Genomic DNA, 2053 nt, shown 5'->3' on the forward strand with positions numbered 1-2053 from the left:
GCCACCTCGAAGAACCCCCCATGCAACACCCCCGCCGGCACCACACCAGCCGTGTCGTTCACGCCGGCCCGGACGACGAGCTGCTCGGCCGGCACGAGAGCGGGCGTCTCGCGGTCCCAGTCACCGGCGGAGAGCCATTCGAGCAGCCGGGCGAAGGCGGCGAACATGCCGTCCAGCACGCCCGGCGCGAACAGCTCCTCCACCGCGTCCCAGTTGAACAGCAGCCCGCCGTCCACCTCGACCACCTGGTGGTCCAGCCACACCTGCGGCGTCTGGGAGACGCCCCACACCGGCTCGGCGAACATCCGGCCGGTGTCCGCTCCGTCCTCGCCGGTCACGCCGAGGGTGCTGGTGAAGACGACCGGCATGGTCACCTCGGCGGAGCCGGTCTGCCTGGCCAGCTCGCGCATCACCTGGATGGCGGAGACCTCGCTGTGTTCCAGGTCGCGGACGACCTGGCGTTGCAGGCGGCGGGCGTTCGCGAGCCAGGTGCCGCCCGGCTCCGGCTGGTAGCCGACGAGCAGCAGGGAGGTGAAGTCGCCGAGGACGGCGTCGATGTCGGGGTGGACCTCGCGCCTGTCGAACAGGGTGAGGTTGATCGTGAGGTCCTGGCGGGCGCTCCACGCGCCGAGCACCTCGGCGAACGCGGTGGCGAGCACCGTCGACGGGGTGAGACCGCAGCGGCGCGCGGTCTCCTTGACCCTCCCCCACTGTCCGGGCGACAGCCGTGCCTGACGCCGCGCGAAGCGGGGCCGGCCGATCCGGGCGGGGTCGGCTGCGAGCGGGAGCTGAGGGGCGGGGGGCAGCTCGGCGACCCGCCTCGACCAGTAGGTCTCAGCGCGACGCAGCGCCTCGGGGTCCGGCCGGACGGTGAGCACGTAGTCGCGGAACGACACGCCGATCGGGGGAAGTTCGGCGGACGGGTCCGCGTACAGGGTCTCCAGCTCGCGCAGCAGGGTCATCGTGCTGAGCGCGTCGAGGATGATGTTGTCGAAGCTGACGCCGAGGCGGGTACGGCCGTCGCCGTACCTCACGGCGCGGGCGTCGAACAGCGGCCACCGGGTGGCGTCGAGGACCTGGTGCGACATGGCGTCGCGAAGGTCGGCCAGGGCCCGGTCGGCGTCCTCGTCACCGGCGTCCACGACGGGGATCGTGAAGCGCGGCACCCGGGGCAGGATGTGCTGCCGGCCGTCGGGCAGGAACTCGGCGCGCAGCATCTCGTGCCGCTCGACGAGCCGGTTCCACGCCTCCTCCAGGCGGGCGAGGTCCAGCCCGGTCAGGTCGTACTCGGTGTAGAAGTGGCAGCCGACGCCACCGAGGGCGAAGTCGTCGGTCCGCCCCACCCAGTAGGCGCGCTGCACGTCGGTCGGCGGGAACGGGTCGTGCCGGTGCTCGGGGTCGGCCCGCAGCGCGGACCGTCCCGTCTCGCCGGTCGGGTCGCCGTGGCGCAGGGTGGCGGCGAAGTCGGCCAGGACGGGCCGCTCGAACAGGTGCGACAGTTCGGCGTCCGCGACGCCGGACGCGCGCAGCCGCGTGATGAGCCGGGTGGCGAGCAGGCTGTCGCCGCCGAGGGTGAAGAAGTCGTGGTCGCGCCCGACGGCGTCCACGCCGAGAAGCTCGCGCCACAGTTCGGCGACGGTGGTCTCCAGCCCTTCGCGTGGCGGGTCGAGACGTTCGGCCCGGCCGGCGGCCTGCTCGCCCGCGATGCGGGTGACGGCCGCACGGTCGATCTTCCCGTTGGGGGTGAGCGGGACGTCCGGCCGCAGCGTCACGTGCTCCGGCACCATGTACGGCGGCAGCCGGTCGGCGAGCCAGGCGCGCAGGTCCTCCTGGGAGGGCGGGTCGCCGGGATCGGCCGGTACGGCCAGCGCGGCGAGGCGACGCCCTCCGGCACCGGTGGCGGTGCCGCTGCTGGTGGCGGCATCAGCGGTGGCGGGATCGCCGCCGGGGGTGACGACGGTGGCGACGGCGCGCTCGACGGCCGGGTGGCCGAGCAGGGCGGCCTCCACCTCGCCCAGCTCGATCCGGTGCCCGCGCACCTTGACCTGGTGAT

The 2053-nt window shown here is 73.9% G+C and carries 1 protein-coding gene; it reads right to left on the bottom strand.

Going from position 1 to position 2053, the window contains the following annotated elements:
• Positions 1–2053: condensation domain-containing protein (locus tag CXR44_RS38655; protein ID WP_245899955.1), on the bottom strand; the 2053-nt coding region annotated here is incomplete at both ends.

The sequence above is a fragment of the Nonomuraea indica genome (genome assembly GCF_002850745.1).
In the GTDB taxonomy this organism is placed as follows: Bacteria; Actinomycetota; Actinomycetes; order Streptosporangiales; family Streptosporangiaceae; genus Nonomuraea; species Nonomuraea indica.